Annotated in this window: 19 protein-coding genes; 10 read left to right on the top strand and 9 right to left on the bottom strand. The window is 39.5% G+C overall.

What is annotated here, in order from left to right:
• Positions 1 to 60 precede the first annotated feature (60 nt).
• The 4 genes from cysK to crr all read left to right on the top strand — a co-directional run bounded on the left by cysK (position 61) and on the right by crr (position 3971).
• The gene (gene cysK / locus VXS03_RS02900; protein ID WP_327761884.1) at positions 61 to 1029 is read left to right on the top strand and encodes a cysteine synthase A; all 969 of its coding nucleotides are present in this window, start codon (positions 61 to 63) and stop codon (positions 1027 to 1029) included.
• A 319-nt stretch (positions 1030 to 1348) separates the two neighbouring features.
• The gene (locus tag VXS03_RS02905) at positions 1349 to 1636 is read left to right on the top strand and encodes an HPr family phosphocarrier protein (RefSeq protein WP_045037604.1); all 288 of its coding nucleotides are present in this window, start codon (positions 1349 to 1351) and stop codon (positions 1634 to 1636) included.
• Between the two features lie 55 nt (positions 1637 to 1691).
• Positions 1692 to 3416: a phosphoenolpyruvate-protein phosphotransferase PtsI gene (gene ptsI / locus VXS03_RS02910; RefSeq protein ID WP_327761886.1), complete on the top strand. Its 1725-nt coding sequence runs from the start codon at positions 1692 to 1694 to the stop codon at positions 3414 to 3416.
• Between the two features lie 45 nt (positions 3417 to 3461).
• On the top strand, positions 3462 to 3971 hold the full coding sequence (crr, locus tag VXS03_RS02915) for a PTS glucose transporter subunit IIA (RefSeq protein WP_080157069.1): 510 nt from the start codon (positions 3462 to 3464) through the stop codon (positions 3969 to 3971).
• A 392-nt stretch (positions 3972 to 4363) separates the two neighbouring features.
• Here crr and VXS03_RS02920 read toward each other — a convergent pair whose 3' ends face one another.
• Both VXS03_RS02920 and VXS03_RS02925 read right to left on the bottom strand, forming a co-directional pair.
• On the bottom strand, positions 4364 to 4780 hold the full coding sequence (locus tag VXS03_RS02920) for a hypothetical protein (protein WP_327761888.1): 417 nt from the start codon (positions 4778 to 4780) through the stop codon (positions 4364 to 4366).
• A 20-nt stretch (positions 4781 to 4800) separates the two neighbouring features.
• The gene (locus VXS03_RS02925; RefSeq protein ID WP_327761889.1) at positions 4801 to 5247 is read right to left on the bottom strand and encodes a DUF2919 domain-containing protein; all 447 of its coding nucleotides are present in this window, start codon (positions 5245 to 5247) and stop codon (positions 4801 to 4803) included.
• A 442-nt stretch (positions 5248 to 5689) separates the two neighbouring features.
• Here VXS03_RS02925 and VXS03_RS02930 point away from each other — a divergent pair, with 442 nt between their 5' ends.
• Positions 5690 to 6043 (top strand): DUF2956 domain-containing protein, encoded by a 354-nt coding sequence (locus tag VXS03_RS02930; protein WP_327761890.1) that lies wholly within the window; start codon positions 5690 to 5692, stop codon positions 6041 to 6043.
• Between the two features lie 11 nt (positions 6044 to 6054).
• Positions 6055 to 6513, top strand: a complete 459-nt coding sequence (locus VXS03_RS02935) for a DUF1499 domain-containing protein (protein ID WP_327761891.1) — start codon at positions 6055 to 6057, stop codon at positions 6511 to 6513.
• Between the two features lie 110 nt (positions 6514 to 6623).
• Here the strand turns inward: VXS03_RS02935 and VXS03_RS02940 are convergent, their stop codons facing one another.
• The 6 genes from VXS03_RS02940 to napF all read right to left on the bottom strand — a co-directional run bounded on the left by VXS03_RS02940 (position 6624) and on the right by napF (position 11240).
• Positions 6624 to 6761 (bottom strand): TIGR02808 family protein, encoded by a 138-nt coding sequence (locus tag VXS03_RS02940; RefSeq protein WP_080157073.1) that lies wholly within the window; start codon positions 6759 to 6761, stop codon positions 6624 to 6626.
• A 15-nt stretch (positions 6762 to 6776) separates the two neighbouring features.
• Positions 6777 to 7352, bottom strand: a complete 576-nt coding sequence (locus VXS03_RS02945) for a NapC/NirT family cytochrome c (RefSeq protein ID WP_060999543.1) — start codon at positions 7350 to 7352, stop codon at positions 6777 to 6779.
• A gap of 28 nt (positions 7353 to 7380) precedes the next feature.
• On the bottom strand, positions 7381 to 7908 hold the full coding sequence (locus VXS03_RS02950) for a nitrate reductase cytochrome c-type subunit (RefSeq protein ID WP_327761892.1): 528 nt from the start codon (positions 7906 to 7908) through the stop codon (positions 7381 to 7383).
• A gap of 68 nt (positions 7909 to 7976) precedes the next feature.
• Positions 7977 to 10463, bottom strand: a complete 2487-nt coding sequence (gene napA, locus VXS03_RS02955) for a periplasmic nitrate reductase subunit alpha (protein ID WP_327761893.1) — start codon at positions 10461 to 10463, stop codon at positions 7977 to 7979.
• Positions 10460 to 10732: a chaperone NapD gene (locus VXS03_RS02960; RefSeq protein ID WP_080157079.1), complete on the bottom strand. Its 273-nt coding sequence runs from the start codon at positions 10730 to 10732 to the stop codon at positions 10460 to 10462. Before VXS03_RS02960 ends, napA begins: the two co-directional genes overlap by 4 nt.
• 25 nt (positions 10733 to 10757) lie before the next feature.
• The gene (gene napF / locus VXS03_RS02965; RefSeq protein WP_327761894.1) at positions 10758 to 11240 is read right to left on the bottom strand and encodes a ferredoxin-type protein NapF; all 483 of its coding nucleotides are present in this window, start codon (positions 11238 to 11240) and stop codon (positions 10758 to 10760) included.
• Between the two features lie 309 nt (positions 11241 to 11549).
• On the opposite strand from napF, the gene narQ reads away from it, so the two are divergent.
• Entirely contained in the window at positions 11550 to 13241 is a 1692-nt protein-coding gene (gene narQ, locus VXS03_RS02970) for a nitrate/nitrite two-component system sensor histidine kinase NarQ (RefSeq protein WP_327761895.1), read from the top strand.
• Between the two features lie 4 nt (positions 13242 to 13245).
• A complete protein-coding gene (locus tag VXS03_RS02975; RefSeq protein WP_327761896.1) occupies positions 13246 to 13872 on the top strand; it encodes a response regulator in 627 nt (208 codons plus the stop codon).
• Between the two features lie 61 nt (positions 13873 to 13933).
• Here VXS03_RS02975 and VXS03_RS02980 read toward each other — a convergent pair whose 3' ends face one another.
• Positions 13934 to 14215 carry a winged helix-turn-helix domain-containing protein gene (locus VXS03_RS02980; protein ID WP_036795756.1) on the bottom strand — a complete coding sequence of 94 codons (282 nt, stop codon included), beginning with the start codon at positions 14213 to 14215 and terminating at the stop codon, positions 13934 to 13936.
• A gap of 245 nt (positions 14216 to 14460) precedes the next feature.
• Here VXS03_RS02980 and VXS03_RS02985 point away from each other — a divergent pair, with 245 nt between their 5' ends.
• Together VXS03_RS02985 and dapE are read left to right on the top strand one after the other, a co-directional pair.
• The gene (locus VXS03_RS02985; RefSeq protein ID WP_327761898.1) at positions 14461 to 14814 is read left to right on the top strand and encodes an ArsC family reductase; all 354 of its coding nucleotides are present in this window, start codon (positions 14461 to 14463) and stop codon (positions 14812 to 14814) included.
• A 13-nt stretch (positions 14815 to 14827) separates the two neighbouring features.
• A complete protein-coding gene (gene dapE / locus VXS03_RS02990) occupies positions 14828 to 15958 on the top strand; it encodes a succinyl-diaminopimelate desuccinylase (RefSeq protein WP_327761899.1) in 1131 nt (376 codons plus the stop codon).
• The last annotated feature ends 180 nt before the right edge of the window (positions 15959 to 16138 follow it).

Below are 16138 nucleotides of genomic sequence, written 5' to 3' on the forward strand. Positions count from 1 at the left end.
AGACAGGTATATGCTTGATCTATTCAACATTGAGTTTAATTTGTCACGAAGGAACGAAGTATGAGCAAAATATACGAAGATAATTCTCTCACTATTGGTAACACTCCGCTGGTACGTCTGAATCGTGTCAGTAATGGTAAGGTGCTCGCAAAAATTGAAGCACGAAATCCTAGCTTTAGTGTTAAATGCCGCATCGGTGCCAATATGGTATGGGAAGCAGAGAAAAATGGCTTATTAAAAGAAGGGGTTGAACTGGTAGAACCCACTAGCGGTAATACTGGTGTTGCACTCGCTTTTGTGGCAGCAGCTCGTGGCTATAAGCTTACCTTAACCATGCCTGAAAGCATGAGCCTTGAGCGTCGAAAATTATTAAAAGCCCTTGGTGCAACATTGATTCTCACTGAAGCAGCAAAAGGCATGAAAGGAGCAATTGATAAAGCAGAAGAAATTGTCAATTCAAATCCAAGTAAATATCTATTGTTACAGCAATTTAATAACCCAGCGAACCCTGCTATTCATGAAAAAACTACTGGCCCTGAAATTTGGGATGCCACCGATGGTGAAGTTGATGTTTTCGTCTCTGGTGTTGGTACTGGGGGCACAATTACAGGCGTAAGCCGTTACATCAAACAACAACAAGGCAAAGCGATTACTGTTGTTGCTGTTGAGCCATCAGAGTCGCCAGTAATGACTCAAACCGTCAATGGCGATACGGTTCAACCAGCCCCTCATAAAATTCAAGGTATCGGTGCGGGCTTTATTCCTGGCAACCTTGATTTAACCTTAATTGATGAAATTGAGCAGGTCAGCTCACAAGATGCTATTGATATGGCGCGCCGCTTAATGGATGAAGAAGGTATTCTGGCTGGAATTTCATCAGGAGCCGCTGTTGTCGCGGCAAATAATATTGCTGCTCGACCTGAATTTGCAAATAAAAATATTGTTGTTATTTTACCCAGCTCAGGCGAGCGCTACTTATCTACAGCACTTTTTGCGGATCTGTTCACAGAAAAAGAAACCCAACAGTGATCACACTTTGTGATGTTATATAGGTATATCCACACTCAAAAAGGCCCTTTGCGGGCTTTTTTGTTGCATTTTATTCTTAGCTTTACTATAAAGCTGATGCGCTTTATTTTTAGCATCAAAATAAAAGGACAATTATTAGTCAATTTTGATTAATACCAAAAAAAGTTTTTCATAAAACTTTGACTTGGATTAAAGCTAAGACGGCATGTTATTAGGTAGTTTATACTACTTACATAATGTGTTGAGACTATAATCACAGCGGTTATAGCTTATAAAGCAAACTATTAATATAACAACTATATCTAAATCGGGGTGAAATATGTATCAGAAGCAAGTTGAAATTACTGCACCAAACGGCCTACACACTCGTCCAGCGGCACAGTTCGTTAAAGACGCAAAATCATTTGAAGCTGACATCACAGTAACTTCAAACGGTAAGAGTGCAAGTGCTAAGAGCTTATTTAAACTTCAAACTCTTGGCCTAGTTAAAGGTGCAGTTATTACTATCGCAGCTGAAGGTGCACAAGCTCAAGAAGCAGTAGATAAGCTAGTAACTCTTACAGAGCTACACGACGGCGCTGAAATCGCAATGTTCCGCGAAATCTAAGCTAAGTTTGTATACAAACGAGTTTCCAGTTTTTAGTTAATTTAAAGGTAAGGCTATGATTTCAGGTATCCTGGCGTCTCCTGGTATTGCTTTCGGTAAAGCATTGCTATTGCAAGAAGAAGAGATTGTTCTAAACAAAACTCCAATCGCTGCAGACCAGATCGATAACGAAATTCAACGTTTCTTCGACGCTCGAAAAAAATCTTCTGAGCAACTTGAAGTTATCAAAGAAAAAGCACGTGTCACCTTTGGTGAAGAGAAAGAAGCCATCTTTGAAGGTCACATCATGTTGCTTGAAGATGAGGAGCTAGAAGAAGAGATCATAGCCCTTATTAAAGATAAGCATTCAGCGGATTACGCGATTTATTCTATCATTGAAGAACAAGCGCAAACCCTTGAATCACTTGATGACGAATACTTAAAAGAACGTGCAAGCGATATCCGTGATATCGGCAGCCGTTTTATTAAAAACGCATTAGGTATTAATGTTATTAATTTAAGTGCTATTAATGAGCAGGTGATTTTGGTTGCTAACGACCTAACACCTTCAGAAACAGCACAAATTAATCTAGAGTTCGTTCTTGGTTTCATTACTGATATTGGTGGTCGTACTTCACACACTTCTATCATGGCACGTTCACTAGAAATCCCTGCAATTGTAGGCACAAATAACATTACATCTTTAGTTAAGAACGGCGATATGTTAGTTCTTGATGCAATCAATAACCAGATTGTTATCAACCCAACTGATGATGAACTAAACAAATTTAAAGCTATCCGTGATGCTAATAAAGCAGAGCAAGAAGAACTAGCTAAGCTAAAAGATCTTCCTGCTATTACACTTGATGGCAAGCAAGTTGAAGTATGCGGTAACATTGGTACAGTTAAAGATTGTGCTGGCGTTAACCGTAATGGCGGTGAAGGCGTTGGTCTATACCGTACTGAATTCTTGTTCATGGACCGTGATTCTTTACCTACAGAAGAAGAACAGTACCAAGCATATAAAGAAGTTGCAGAAGCAATGCATGGCGAGCCAGTGATTATCCGTACTATGGATATCGGTGGTGATAAAGATCTACCTTACTTAGATCTTCCTAAAGAAATGAACCCATTCTTGGGTTGGCGTGCAATTCGTATCAGCCTAGATCGTCGTGAAATACTTCGTGACCAATTCCGTGCTATTCTGCGTGCGTCAGCACACGGTAAAGTACGTATCATGTTCCCGATGATTATTTCGGTTGAAGAAGTACGTACATTAAAAGCAGCTATCGAAGAATTTAAGGTTGAATTAACTGCTGAAGGTTTAGCGTTTGACACTAACATCGAGATCGGTGTTATGGTTGAAACACCAGCAGCCGCAGCGATTGCACACCACTTAGCGAAAGAAGTTTCTTTCTTTAGTATTGGTACCAACGATTTAACCCAGTATACTCTAGCAGTTGACCGTGGTAATGAGCTTATCTCTCATCTCTACAATCCACTATCGCCTGCTGTACTTACTGTGATCAAGCAAGTTATTGATGCTTCTCACGTTGAAGGTAAGTGGACAGGTATGTGTGGTGAACTTGCTGGCGACGAACGTGCAACTCTACTTCTACTAGGTATGGGTCTGGACGAGTTCAGCATGAGTGCTATTTCTATCCCTCGCGTTAAGAAAGTTATCCGTAATGCTAACTTTGCTGACGTTAAAGCAATGGCAGAGTATGCATTAACTCTTCCTACAGCAGCAGAGATTGAAGAGCACGTAGAAAAATTCATCGCAGAAAAGACCATCTGCTAATAAAATATAGCTGCAGATAAAATAACAACGCTTAGGAGCAACGATATGGGCCTGTTTGACAAATTAAAGAAAATGGTTTCTGACGACAGCAGTGAAGCTAGTGTAATTGAAATTATCGCACCACTTTCTGGCGAAATCGTTAACATCGAAGATGTGCCTGATGTAGTATTTGCTGAAAAAATTGTTGGTGATGGTATTGCTATCAAACCAACTGGCAACAAAATGGTTGCACCAGTAAACGGTACTATCGGTAAGATTTTTGAAACTAACCACGCTTTCTCTATTGAGTCTGACGATGGCATCGAACTTTTTGTTCACTTCGGTATTGATACTGTTGAACTTAAAGGCGAAGGTTTTACTCGCATCGCTGAAGAAGGCCAATCTGTTAAAGTTGGCGACACTATCATCGAATTCGATCTTGCACTTCTAGAAGAGAAAGCTAAGTCAACATTGACGCCAGTTGTTATCTCTAACATGGACGAGATCAAAGAGCTAATCAAGCTATCTGGTGCAGTAAACGTTGGTGAAACACCAGTACTACGCATCAAGAAATAAGATAGTTACTATCTTAATAAAAAACGCAGCTTTCTAGCTGCGTTTTTTTTATCTATTATAAACCTATCTTTGCTTATAAAAGCGCACTAGACCACCTCTATGGCACTTTTCCTATTGTTCTTGAATACAGACATCTAAAATCATTGAGCCGCTCATAGGTAATCCTACTCATTAATTGAAGACCTTTAAAAGTATTACATTCCCTATCACCCTCATGGGTATCCATTATTGAAAATAACGTAAGAGATCATTCAGTAAAGTCAGATACTTATTGTAATTAGTATAAAACTACAGCCATTATTGTAGACTATTTATAAGCAGCCATAAAAAAACGCCACTATAAAATAGTCGCGTTTCTTATATATAATCGTAACTCATATTTAATTGATGGCTTATGCGGTCATCACCTCAACTTGTAATTTAACATGCTCACAATTGGGTTCGCCAGATTCAAACAGCATTGGCATATTTAATCCCGTCGATAATGTTTGCGCTAAAATAGTTCGCCACCCACCATCATCTAATCGTTCTTGTACTTGTAATGCAATGCTAACGCTTTCCGCCGAAACATCGAGTAATTGCGCACTGCCGACCACTTCACGATATGAATGATGATTATCTTCACTTAACCCTTCAAAGAAAATGGTTTCTTCGCCAGGTAATAAAGACAATGATGTATTTACCATCTGTCGTAAGCGACAAGCACTGTGTATTTCAAAACTCACATCTAACAACCAATCAGCCATAGCTAATGGGCTCAGTAATGAACTAAGAAATAATTGTCCCTTACCCATTGTTAACTTTTCCATTGCGATTACCTCTCTACAAGCTAATACGCAAACACATCTCTTACTCGTGAACTTCGAACTAGATACAATCCTAGCCAAACAGTTAATAACAAGGTTGATGCACGAACCCAAGAGAATGCACCTTGACTCAACACGAGATGATATATTTGCAAAGCAAAATCGATACTGTATGCAGCTATTAATAATTTTTGTCCATGCTGCCACAGATAATGTACAACTTTATTATTGCTATTACGCTGACCCGATAACCACATTAATAATAAGGCAGGACTTCCAAACACCATGCCTATATAAAGTGTTTCTCGAAGAGGATAAATCAACTCAAGCAGTTGTCCGCCTTGGGTTCGACTCACCCCCGCCATGATAAAAATCACCAATGCTTTCGCATTAAAAATCAGCGCTAGCCATAGCATCTTATTTAATTTTAACTGCCCATGATCATCATAAGCATTGATAGGATAAAGCAAACAACTTCCCTCTTACCTGTTCAACTCAATACGCATCAATTAAGATAACATCAATACACTATGGCTTAATTTCGACTCTAATCGATCACTGCGTATTAAGTACTATCGAAGCGTTATTTTTGTGGAATACCGCACTTTTCATTTATGTATATTGCCGTGCAAGTCACGTTTTTTGATCTAAAACCAACAAAATAAGGTTATTTATCAACCAATACCTATGGCTAATAAAGACTACTAAATTCTTTTTAATCATAAAGTTACAATATGAATATAATATTAACACCGCGTTCATCTAAAACTGGAATTTTCATACAAAAAGCCGTAAATATATAAATTTCAACATATATAACAACAACCATACATACAGCACTACTGCTGCTAAAATAAAGTAATCAGATATAATCACCCTTATAACCATTTATCAATAAGGTCACTAGTGCGTATGACGACCATGAAAAAAAATACAGCGCCTTCTGCAGAAACACAAATAGAAGCATTACGCGTTGCTAAAGCCACGCAAAAAGAAGGCCAAACAAAAGAGCAAACTAAACTTATCGCACAAGGAATTCAAAAAGGGATAGAGCAATATAAAAAGCAACAGAAAGCCAAAGCCAGAGAGCGCGATAAATTAAAGAAGAAAACTCAGCAAGTCAAAAATACTCAACCTAATACAACCACCGATACGCCATTATTAGCACCACACATTATCTATAAGCAACATTGGCTACCGTGGGGGCTTGTCATTGCCTCTTGGATTGGTTTTGGTATTTATCTAATATCTGCCAGTACACTATGATGAGAAAAAATATGAAAATTATTGGTTTCATAACGGCAATTGGTGGGTTAATCAGTGGTTGTGCCGATCCCCAAACAACGCCATGGCAACGTCAAATAGACATGCCTTGCGATAATAAATCTCATTGTGTATCGACACTTGAGCAACGTGAAAAATTTAAGCTTGCGCCTTTTACACTTACAGCCCAAGGTGTTCAACGTTGGTCTGATATTATTGCTGTCGCCCAAACGTTACCAGGGGCAAAGTTGATTGAGCATGATGGTAATTATTTTCATATTGAAGTTACCAGTGCTGTATTTGGGTTTGTCGATGACTTTGAAGTAAAGCAACACGCACAACAACTGCATGTAAGATCTATCTCTCGCAGTGGTTATTCTGATTTTGGCGTCAACCGTAAACGGGCACAACAATTTAGAACCCGATTAATCGAACAACAATTAATTCATGACACATCAACCACCAGCAATTAACAAATAACCACTAATTTACATCCAATAATTCGATATAAAAACAAAAAGCCATGATAACCCAAGTAGTTACTTGAATTATCATGGCTTCATTATTGCGTTGTTAACGCTATTTAATTTACTTTTTTGTCTTTACCTAGCGACAACAGCCACACACTTACAGCAGCAACCGCCACAAAACCAGACAGAATAATCACCGGCATTGCCGCATAACCCAACACATGCCAAATTACCGATTCTAGCGTACTCATTGTTTCTCCTTTGGTTTATTGCCACCCAGCTACATCTTTCATATCTGGTAACTTATGGGCAATCCCCTTATGACAATCAACACAGGTTTTATCGCCGGATGCTAATGCAGTCGAATGTTGTTTGGCACTACGAGGTGCTTGCTCGGAAAAGTCCATATAATTGAACTGATGGCAATTACGGCATTCTTGAGAATCATTATTTTTCATACGCTGCCATTCTCGTTCAGCTAAATGACCACGACGAGCATTAAATTTTTCAGGCGTATCAATCGTTCCCATCATATGGGCGACGATTTCTTTTGAAGCTTGTACCTTACGCACAATTTTATCCGTCCAATTATGCGGCACATGGCAGTCTGAACAAATCGCTCTTACCCCTGAACGGTTGGAAAAGTGTATCGTTTCTTGAATCTCTTTTACGATTGGCGCATGACATCCAGCACAGAATTCTTCTGAGTTGGTTTTTTCCATGACGGTATTAAACCCGCCCCAGAACAATAATCCCCCCATAAATCCCATAAAGAGAACAAGTCCAACAGCAACTTTACTGGGTGTTTTTAGTCGTAACCAAAATGTTTTTAACAACTTCATAGATCAACCTTTTACTATTCAGTCACGATTAACGTAATGCACTTACACGTTTAAAATCATTTTCAACTAATGGCTTAGCATCGGCTTGAGGCACATGACATTGCAGACAAAAATAACGACTAGGTGACACATCAGACAACACTTGACCTTGTTGTGGTGACACATAATGAGTCACACTGATCTTGGTTGCCCCCATCTCTTTGGAATTTTTCCAACTGTGGCATGCAAGACATTTATTGGCGTTAAGTGACACTTCATAGTGACGAATGGTATGTGGGATTAATGGTGGCTGATAAATATAATCACTGTCTATTACCCCTTGATCTTTTGGATAATGTTTCATCATATCAGCAGAACGCGTCGCTTCAATTTCAGCCTGACCACGCAATGATTCCAGACCGCCAATACCACCAGGATTATCTAATTTCGCCGCCGCCGCAATATTTGCCGTTGTGGTTGCGGTTTCAGCTGCAGTCGTGACTTTATTATCATCACTATGTGCAATACCAGTTAGCATCAGTCCTGCAACTAATACTGTAAAAATTAATTTCTTCATGCTGTTCTCCGTTTCGGTACATATTCTAGTTACAGCAAACGACACCCCTCGTTCGCTGAATTAATTGATTAGATCTTGGTGATCTTGATAGGACATTTCTTAAAATCTGTCTGTTTCGACAATGGATCAGTTGCATCCAAGATCAATTTATTAACTAAAATATTGGCATCAAAAAACGGTAAAAATACCAAGCCTACAGGAGGACGGTTACGGCCTCGCGTTTCCACTCTACATCGCACTTCACCACGACGAGAAGATAGCAACACTTCATCACCACGACGAAGATTACGGGCTTTAGCATCTTGAGGATTGATATAACACAATGCATCTGGCACTGCTTTATATAGTTCTGGTACACGACGTGTCATGGTACCTGTGTGCCAATGCTCTAACACACGTCCAGTACATAGCCACATATCATAATCTTGATCAGGCACTTCCGGTGGTGCTTCATAGGGTGCTGAAATGATTAATGCCTTACCATCAGGTTTACCATAAAAGTCCCAACCTGAGCCTTTTTTAGCATAGGGATCAGATCCTTCTTTAAAACGCCATTGGGTTTCTTTGCCATCCACGACAGGCCAACGTAAGCCACGAACTTTATGATAAGTATCATAAGGTGCTAAATCATGCCCATGACCACGGCCAAAACTTGCATACTCTTCAAAGAGCCCTTTTTGAACGTAATAACCTTGTGCTTGAGCATCATCATTCAATGGTTGCGCTTCGGTTAATGGGAACTTATCAACGTGACCGTTAAGAAATAAAATATCGTACATCGTTTTACCGCGATACTGAGGCATCTTATTCAGTAATGCTTCATCCCACACTTCTTCAACCTTAAACCGCTTTGAAAATTCCATGATCTGCCATAAATCAGACTTAGCATCACCAGGCGCTTTAACTTGTTGATACCAAGCTTGAGTACGACGCTCTGCATTACCATAAGCGCCTTCTTTTTCAACCCACATTGCCGTTGGTAGAATCAGATCAGACGCTTGAGCGGTAACTGTTGGATAAGGGTCAGAACACACGATAAAGTTATCTGGATTACGGTAACCCGGTAAACGTTCTTCATTAATATTAGGACCTGCTTGCATGTTGTTATTACACATCACCCAATACGCGTTTAATTTACCGTCATTCAGCATTCGATCTTGCTGCACGGCGTGGTAACCCGGTTTGGGTGGAATCGTACCTTCAGGCAACTTCCAAATATTTTCAGCAATAGCACGGTGCTTAGGATTAGCAACCAGTAAATCAGCAGGTAAACGGTGAGCAAACGTACCGACTTCACGTGCAGTACCACATGCTGAAGGCTGACCGGTTAATGAAAATGGACTATTACCCGGCGTTGAAATTTTACCGGTTAATAAATGCAAGTTATAAACCAAACTTTGCATCCATACACCACGAGTATGTTGGTTCATTCCCATGGTCCATAAAGACATTACTTTGAGTTTAGGATCGGCATAATATTTAGCTAACTCAACCAGTTTTTCAGGTTCAACACCTGACATTTGTGACGCTTTTTCAAGAGTATATTCCGCAACTGACGCTTTATATTCATCAAATGTCATTGGGAATAGTTCACCTGAATTAGGATTTTCAGCCTGCTTTTGTAATGGATTATCATCACGTAAACCGTAGCCAATATCGGTTTGAGCACGTTTGAAATGAGTATGTTTATTAACAAAATCCCAATTCACAGCATCATTTTCAATAATGTAATTAGCAATATAGTTGGCAATAGCTAAATCAGTTTGCGGATGGAAAATCATGCCATTATCGGCTAGCTCAAACGAGCGGTGCTCATAAGTCGATAACACATTTACTTTTACATGGGAATGACTCAAACGACGATCAGTCATTCGTGTCCATAATACAGGGTGCATTTCAGCCATATTTGAACCCCAAAGTACAAACACATCTGCATGCTCTAAATCATCGTAACACCCCATTGGCTCATCAATACCAAAGGTACGAATAAAACCAACAACCGCAGATGCCATACAGTGACGGGCATTGGGATCTATATTGTTTGAACGAAAGCCTGCTTTCATCATTTTAGAAGCCGCATAGCCTTCCATAACAGTCCATTGACCAGAGCCAAACATACCAACACCTGTAGGACCTTGCTTTTTCAATGCTGCTTTCCACTTCTCAGCCATCACATCAAACGCGTGATCCCATGAGACAGGCGTAAACTCACCTTCTTTATGGTACTCACCATCTTTCATGCGTAACAATGGTGTTTGTAAACGATCTTTACCGTACATTATTTTCGATAAGAAATAGCCTTTAATACAATTAAGACCTTTGTTTACAGGCGCTTTTGGATCACCTTGAGTGGCAACGACTCGTCCATTTTGAGTTCCGACTAAAACTGAACAACCTGTACCACAAAAACGACAAGGCGCTTTATCCCATTTAATCTTCGTTTCATCAGAACTAACAATTAAATTCGTCGCTGATGCTGGCAACGAAATACCCGCTACCGCAGCAGCTGATGCTGCAGCATTTGCCTTCACAAATGCTCTTCTTGTCATTTTCATAGCTTACCCTCAGCTTGTGTATCGTAGTGCTCAATATGGTGATAGACCAAAAAAGTAATTAACACATGGTCTAAATTATTAATTTTATCAATTGCATCAGTTACGTAGCCTTGGTTCTCTGTCTCAAGTACTACGATAATTTTACCTTCTTCACTTGTCGCAGGAATTTCTGTGTTCGGTATAGCTAAAATCTGTTGGCTAATCGTTGCTAAATATTGTGGCTTAACGTGAACGATAAGGCTTGAGGTATGCACTTCATTTAATGTCATGTTTACTCTCTATGATTCTTTAAATTTAAGGCGTTATCATTTCAATCGCAGCCACAGGACAACTACTAATACATGCACCACATCCACTGCAATCAACCTGACTAATCTCTGGTTGAGCAACCTTCGCCACTTGTAAAGAAAAGCTGATAGCTTGTGTCTCACATTGATCGCCACAACTTCGGCATTCAACATTATTAAGCGCGATACACGATGAATTAATCGACGCCACTTGCATCCATGGCGATTGGGATTGGAGCTCAAATAAAGGTTCGGGGCACACATTTGCACATTGATAACAAAAACTACATTCACCTTCTCCATGATGAAAATCCACCACAGGAAAGCCACCATCACCTTTTACAATCACCTTTGTTTGGCATGCATCAACACAAGCATTACAACGCAGGCAGTGATCAGTGAAGGTGTTTTCGTTCTTTAACCAAGGCAAGCGTTGCTGCGGAGAGCGGCGCTGACGAGTAAAGAAACCTCGACGGGAACGATTAATCACAGCGCTCTCCTTTTATATATCAACATTAGAGGATGACAAATTATTCCATCTTATTGCCATTCACTTTCTATTCATGTTCTTTTACGTTATTTTTAAATATCGTCATAACTGCGAACATACCCACTAAGGGGTAATTGATGCTATACATTGATCTAGATCAATAAAACATGATGGATAATGTCTACTATTTGCAAATTTATCGTGTAACCAGTCACTAAAAGAATAGCAGACTCAACACAACTCAGATAAATAATACCTAGCGCATTTTTCCATTAATAATTATTCATATTTACCCGTCGGCGGCAATGCATGCAGCAACAAAAAGTTAACTCAGTGACTAGCACAATTGGCCGCTCAATGGTCACTATTCTCTTTTTAGTGGCAACGACGAGCAGCTTAGCGCTATGCATGTTAGTTTCGAGTCTTAACGATGCAGCAGCTATCAATACGGCGGGCTCTTTAAGAATGCAAAGTTATCGCTTGGCATTTGATATAGAAACCCATTCACCACTACTTAATCTTCATACCGCAGAGTTTGAGCAATCCTTAACATCACCAGCGATGCAGGCCTTGCACCATTGGTATGTTCCGCAAGAAATACAACATCACTACTCAGAATTACTTCTGACATGGCAAGCCGTACGCCCACAATTGGAGCAAATGGATAAAGATGGCTATCTAACTCAGGTCGCTCCTTTTGTTGAGCGTATCGATGATTTTGTCTTTGAATTACAGCAATCATCAGAAAACAAGTTGTATCTATTGGCATTAATTAGTGCCATTGGGCTCGTACTTATTTTAATGGTAGTGTTATTTACAATTCATTTTACTCAACGAAAAATAGTACTGCCGCTCAATCAATTAATGGCAGGATGTAAACAAATCAAACAACATCAATTTTCATTAACCATCAATAATAATAGTAATAATGAATTAGGAATTCTGGCGCGTACCTTTACTCAAATGGCTGTCGATTTAAATAATTTTTATTGCGATTTAGAGCAAAGTGTCAATGAAAAAACTCACCGTCTGCGCCATGCCAATGAATCATTAAAAGTGTTATATAACTGCTCACAACAACTCTCGGTTAGCCGCTTAACTCACCATCACTTTCAGCATATGTTAAAAACATTAATCGCAATTGATGGCTTAACCGCAGCCAAGTTAGTTATTGAAGAATCAAACGGCACCACTACTGAAATTACCGTAGGTAAAGAGCAACCAACAACTTGGCACCGCCAACAATTATTAATTGATGGTGAAACAATGGGGCAATTATGGTGGCAATATCAATTACCTTGCCCTGATCTGGCATTGATTGAAAATATCGCTAATATTTTAAGTCGTGGCATTTATTACAACCGCACTCAAAAACAAACCGAGCAGTTATTACTGATGGAAGAACGAGCGACAATTGCTCGTGAACTGCATGACTCATTAGCACAGTCATTGTCGTATCTTAAAATTCAATTAACGCTATTAAAACGACAACTGACTAACACCGATGAACGCCAGCAACAAACAATACAAACCATTGATGAAGAACTATCAAATGCTTATACCCAATTACGTGAGCTATTAAGTACCTTTCGATTAACCATTAAAGAAGCCAATTTCAGTGAAGCATTAACGCAATTGTTAATCCCCTTGCGAGAACAAACATCAGCCCAATTTGAAATTGAAAACCAATTACCGTCAATGGCATTAATTGCACATAATCAGGTCCACTTATTGCAGATAATTCGAGAAGCAGTATTAAATGCAATCAAACATGCCAATGCCAAGCAAATAAAAATTACTTGTCATCAACATCACAGCATTATTTATATTGAAATTACTGATGATGGGGTTGGCTTTGACCCCTCAAACTCAAAGCTTAATCACTACGGTTTAAATATCATGCAAGAGCGTGCTTCTCGCTTAAAAGGAGAGTTAACCCTTCATTCTAAAATCGGTGTTGGTAGTCAAGTTAAATTACAGTTCGCATTATCAGAAGGATAAAAAGATGGCACCTTGGAAAGTAATGATCGTCGATGATCATCCATTAATGCGCAGAGGCATTGGTCAACTATTGAGTTTTGATAACGCTTTTGATGTTATTAGCGAAGCCAGTAATGGCAATGAAGCCATTGCCCTTGCTCATAAGCTTCCCGCCGATCTTATTTTATTGGATCTCAACATGAAAGGTATGTCAGGTTTAGACACTTTAATTACGCTTCGTAATGAAGGTGTCGATGCCTGTATTGTTATCCTTACGGTGTCAGACAATCATGCTGATATCAAAACGCTTATCGAGGCTGGTGCTGATGGCTATTTACTTAAAGATACCGAACCGGATGAATTAGTCGCTTTACTAAAAAGCGCACTAACAGGGGGGAAAGCATATAGCGAGGTTGTAACAACATACTTAAATAGTAATTGTGTTGAAAACACCCTATTTTCAAGCTTAACAGAAAGAGAAAACCAGATATTACAAGAAGTTGCTAAAGGCCATAGCAATAAAGTCATTGCGGACTCACTGTTTATTTCAGAAGCGACAGTAAAAGTACATATGAAAAGTTTATTACGCAAACTGCAAGTCAAATCACGCACCGCCGCAACGGTACTCTATTTGCAAAATATAGGTTATTAAGGCTATAAAAAACCGCAGTGATAAACACACTGCGGTATTTAATCATTCTGATAGTTCTAGCTTACAACGCTAAAGAGGTAATTAAATCCTGTTCACGCGATTCAACCCATTGCAGGTCAAAAGGTCCCCAGTCACTTAATTTATAATAACCATCATTATGACGTCGCCCATCTTGAATAAACGTCAATTCGATACCAAGCCCAGGTAAGGCTTTTAATACATCTTGAATCGTCCGTCGGGGCCAACCCGTTTGTTCAATTAAACGAGGAACATTAGGACGTTCCGTGTGCTCAACAAGTAAAGCCAGATAAAGTCTACGGGCAAAAACCGGATTCAGTTCCATTGGGGCCTCCATAATATACTGTGCCTATTATTGCCCGTTCTCAAACAAGGATGTTGCGTTTGATCAACGAGACATTCGGTTTCATCATTATGGATACAAATAAAAGTGAACTTGATCGCATTATTATAATTATCACCGCTTAAGTAAGTTACCGTAAATACTCCCAATAAAAGCACAACGGTTGCGATAACCTAATAATCTCGCTATAAAAGATAATCTACTTATTATAAAAAAGTCAGTCAAATATGAATACTATCGCTTACGGTATAAAAAACTGCGACACCATCAAAAAAATGAAGCAATGGTTTGCTGCTGAAAATATCGCTTATCAATTTCATGATTATCGCACTGATGGGCTTGATCTTGCGCAACTAGAAATCTTTGAAGCAGCACTTGGTTGGGAAGCAATGGTTAATAAACGAGGCACAACTTTCCGTCAATTAACCGCAGAACAAAAAGCCAACCTTGATCGTGAGACAGCATTACAATTAATGCTAGAGCAACCCGCAATGATTAAGCGTCCGTTATTACAGCATAATAACCATTACTACTTAGGTTTTAAACCTGACCAATATAACGCTATTTTTCTTACTAAATAACAAGGATACAAGGATGTCTGACAGTCCCGTTATTGCACTAGCAAAAGACTTAATGTCTCGCCCTTCAGTCACACCTGAAGATGCTGGCTGCCAACAAGTTATGATCGCGCGCTTACAAGCATTAGGATTTAGTATTGAAACCATGGTGTTTGAAGATACAGTGAATTTGTGGGCTCGTCGTGGCACTCAAGCACCACTGTTTGTATTTGCTGGTCATACCGATGTTGTGCCTTCAGGACCTATCGAGCAATGGCATACACCACCTTTTCAACCCACAATTATTGATGGCTACTTACATGGACGTGGTGCCGCTGATATGAAAGGTTCACTGGCGTGTATGGTTGTTGCGATTGAACGTTTTATCGCACAAAAACCGGATCATAAAGGATCGATTGCACTTCTGATCACTTCTGATGAAGAAGGCCCTTTTATTAATGGTACCACTCGCGTAATTGACACACTTGAAGCGCGCAATGAAAAAATAGATATGTGTATTGTTGGTGAGCCATCAAGTACTGATACTGTTGGTGATATTGTTAAAAATGGTCGTCGTGGTTCTATTACAGGAGATCTGCTCGTTAAAGGTATTCAAGGCCATGTTGCCTACCCACATTTAGCGAATAATCCGATTCATAAAGCCTTGCCCGCGTTAGCTGAATTAGCCGCAACCCATTGGGATAGCGGTAATGACTTCTTTCCGCCAACCAGCTTTCAGATTCCTAATATTGCTGCAGGTACTGGTGCATCAAATGTTATTCCAGGCCAATGTGAAATACAGTTTAATTTTCGCTTCAGCACAGAATTAACTGACGTCGATATTAAACGCCGCGTACATTCAATCCTTGACGCGCATGGCCTAGACTACGATCTAAAGTGGACCTTAAGTGGCCATCCTTTCTTAACTGATAGTGGAACATTAGTTGATGCCGTTGTTGCTGCCATTACTGACATAAACCAGACTTCGCCACAATTACTGACAACGGGTGGAACTTCAGATGGTCGTTTTATTGCTCGTACAGGCGCACAAGTAGTTGAATTAGGACCAGTTAATGCAACTATCCACAAAGTTAATGAATGCGTTAAAGTCACTGACCTTGAAAAGCTGACTGATATGTATCAGCGGATTCTAAATAATATTCTATAGTTACGCGTCCTTCGTCATCATCATTAAGGCTGTTCAGATAACACTATTGAACAGCTAATAATGCGATATTTGATAGATAATTATGCATTGTTATTATCATGAAGCCATCGTCGCTAACCCATATTTTTGATACTCTATAACAATGATTTGAACTCGAGATCAATCACACTCATCAAATAC

This window comes from Photobacterium sp. S4TG1, from assembly GCF_036040035.1.
Lineage (GTDB): Bacteria > Pseudomonadota > Gammaproteobacteria > Enterobacterales > Vibrionaceae > Photobacterium.

What these genes read in the sequence shown, in the direction of transcription:
- VXS03_RS02920 (WP_327761888.1), bottom strand. Translation starts at nt 4,780, where the DNA reads ATGGAAAAGTTAACAATGGGTAAGGGACAATTATTTCTTAGTTCATTA.
- VXS03_RS02985 (WP_327761898.1), top strand. Translation starts at nt 14,461, where the DNA reads ATGAATACTATCGCTTACGGTATAAAAAACTGCGACACCATCAAAAAA.
- VXS03_RS02905 (WP_045037604.1), top strand. Translation starts at nt 1,349, where the DNA reads ATGTATCAGAAGCAAGTTGAAATTACTGCACCAAACGGCCTACACACT.
- VXS03_RS02975 (WP_327761896.1), top strand. Translation starts at nt 13,246, where the DNA reads ATGGCACCTTGGAAAGTAATGATCGTCGATGATCATCCATTAATGCGC.
- VXS03_RS02930 (WP_327761890.1), top strand. Translation starts at nt 5,690, where the DNA reads ATGACGACCATGAAAAAAAATACAGCGCCTTCTGCAGAAACACAAATA.
- VXS03_RS02980 (WP_036795756.1), bottom strand. Translation starts at nt 14,215, where the DNA reads ATGGAACTGAATCCGGTTTTTGCCCGTAGACTTTATCTGGCTTTACTT.
- napA (WP_327761893.1), bottom strand. Translation starts at nt 10,463, where the DNA reads ATGAAAATGACAAGAAGAGCATTTGTGAAGGCAAATGCTGCAGCATCA.
- VXS03_RS02935 (WP_327761891.1), top strand. Translation starts at nt 6,055, where the DNA reads ATGAAAATTATTGGTTTCATAACGGCAATTGGTGGGTTAATCAGTGGT.
- crr (WP_080157069.1), top strand. Translation starts at nt 3,462, where the DNA reads ATGGGCCTGTTTGACAAATTAAAGAAAATGGTTTCTGACGACAGCAGT.
- VXS03_RS02940 (WP_080157073.1), bottom strand. Translation starts at nt 6,761, where the DNA reads ATGAGTACGCTAGAATCGGTAATTTGGCATGTGTTGGGTTATGCGGCA.
- cysK (WP_327761884.1), top strand. Translation starts at nt 61, where the DNA reads ATGAGCAAAATATACGAAGATAATTCTCTCACTATTGGTAACACTCCG.
- VXS03_RS02960 (WP_080157079.1), bottom strand. Translation starts at nt 10,732, where the DNA reads ATGACATTAAATGAAGTGCATACCTCAAGCCTTATCGTTCACGTTAAG.
- VXS03_RS02950 (WP_327761892.1), bottom strand. Translation starts at nt 7,908, where the DNA reads ATGAAGAAATTAATTTTTACAGTATTAGTTGCAGGACTGATGCTAACT.
- ptsI (WP_327761886.1), top strand. Translation starts at nt 1,692, where the DNA reads ATGATTTCAGGTATCCTGGCGTCTCCTGGTATTGCTTTCGGTAAAGCA.
- narQ (WP_327761895.1), top strand. Translation starts at nt 11,550, where the DNA reads ATGCAGCAACAAAAAGTTAACTCAGTGACTAGCACAATTGGCCGCTCA.
- VXS03_RS02945 (WP_060999543.1), bottom strand. Translation starts at nt 7,352, where the DNA reads ATGAAGTTGTTAAAAACATTTTGGTTACGACTAAAAACACCCAGTAAA.
- dapE (WP_327761899.1), top strand. Translation starts at nt 14,828, where the DNA reads ATGTCTGACAGTCCCGTTATTGCACTAGCAAAAGACTTAATGTCTCGC.